We start from the raw sequence: 1583 nt of genomic DNA on the forward strand, positions 1-1583 counted from the left end.
GGCACTGAAGGGCCGTTATCGGTGCGCGCAGGATCGGCTGCTCGACAACCTGGACCTGGTGGCCGAAAAACGCTGATCCGGGAACCGGTCATCCCGGGTGGTGTCGGAACCGGCGGGTTAATGCTGTCGCGCAGCCGTGTCCTCGACATTTGCGCAGCACTTCGTGCATTCCTTCCTGGTGTTGTTCCAGGGAGGGCTTCTCTGGGTTATGTTTTTCCCGCACCACCCCACCGAGAAAGTGACCAAGAAACGAAGGAGATCGGAATGGCGCAGGCCGAGCAGGAGCAGCAGCGGCAGCAGGTCGAGCAGCAGCTGCGGCAGAACTGGCGGCAGGTTCGCTACAACATCCTGGACCAGTTCGGTCAGGTCAGCACCGCGGACCTCGACGCGGCGACCGACATCAACGACCTGATTGCCCGGATTGCGGACAAGGCCAACCACAGCGAGCGTTACGTGGAGAACCGTCTGCGTGAGCTCGTTGGCGTGGGTGTCGGCGTCAACATCGGCCGTAACCTCGGCAACGACCGCATCGGTGCCGGCCAGCAGAACCGGCCGTTCGGCGCTCAGTGATTCATCCGGAAACCGGCCCGGCCTGACGTGACGGGTCGTGCTCCGCGGCGAGCAAGCTGCCGCGGAGGGGCCTGGCTTCCGGAGAACATGTAATGCGACTGCCCCGGTCTGTGCGTCCCGTGAGGGACGTCAGCCGGGGCAGTCGTGCGTTGGGGGGCTATGAGCTGGGGACGGGCTCTTCTGCCGCCTGAGCTGTGCCGCCGACGCGCAGCGAGTTCACGATGGCGCGCCACCGGTCGACCGTCTGGTCGAGAATCTGGATGTCGAAGCTGGTGGCCGCGCGGAACTCCAGGACTTCTACTCCCTGCGCGCCGGCCTCGTACGCGTAGGTCACCCCGGCCCGAATGAAGAACCCCTCACCGGCGTGCAGCCGGCGAGATCCCATGATTATCTCACCCGACACGACGTAGTACAGGCAGTCGACATTGTGGGTGTGTCGCGGCAGTCGGAAGCCCGGGTTGAAGGAAACGTGCACGAGGCTGAACCCCTCGGGCCCGGTGCCCCGGTATAAAACCGAGAGCTTGCTGGCGTTCGAATATGGTCCGAAATCGACTTCCTCGGCGATCGCCGGGTCGAGGGCCGCAGAGCTCATCATTCCTTCGTCATCCAGGGATGGCGCGTCAGCTGCGCTGAAGAAAACCATCTTGCGAGCTTCCTGGGTGTCTGGCACTGATTCCTCCTGTGATCACCGTTTCGGGCCGCAATGACCCGGGTGCCGAGCGCGACGCTCCTGGGCATGCCGCGCCCGTGGGTGAAGTGGGCCGAAAGGGATGTGAACGGACGACGGGATGGACTGCGGTCCCAGACCTTGCGGCATGCGCCGGACGCAGTCAAGGATGCCCCGGTGTCCCACTTTGACGGCCGCCGGTCGGGCGACACGGTAGCCGATCCTTATGGGTAGTTCGGGCGGATTATTCCCTTGGCGGTGCTGTCGGCGTCGTCGACCATTCGCCCCCCGCTTCTCTGGTGCCCGCCCAATGGCCGTAGGTTAATGGATTGTCGTGTCGTAGGGT

General features: G+C 64.2%; 2 protein-coding genes. One reads left to right on the plus strand and one right to left on the minus strand.

Translation table 11 applies throughout. The features are described from left to right. Positions 1-264: 264 nt before the first annotated feature. Positions 265-570: a hypothetical protein gene (locus tag G6R24_RS20770; RefSeq protein ID WP_163550812.1), complete on the plus strand. Its 306-nt coding sequence runs from the start codon at positions 265-267 to the stop codon at positions 568-570. Positions 571-727: 157 nt separating this feature from the next. On the opposite strand, the gene G6R24_RS20775 is transcribed toward G6R24_RS20770, so the two are convergent. Beyond that, positions 728-1240 (minus strand): cupin domain-containing protein, encoded by a 513-nt coding sequence (locus G6R24_RS20775; protein ID WP_192029223.1) that lies wholly within the window; start codon positions 1238-1240, stop codon positions 728-730. Positions 1241-1583: the final 343 nt, after the last annotated feature.

This window comes from Candidatus Frankia nodulisporulans (assembly GCF_902806475.1).
GTDB classification, from domain to species: domain Bacteria; phylum Actinomycetota; class Actinomycetes; order Frankiales; family Frankiaceae; genus Frankia; species Frankia umida.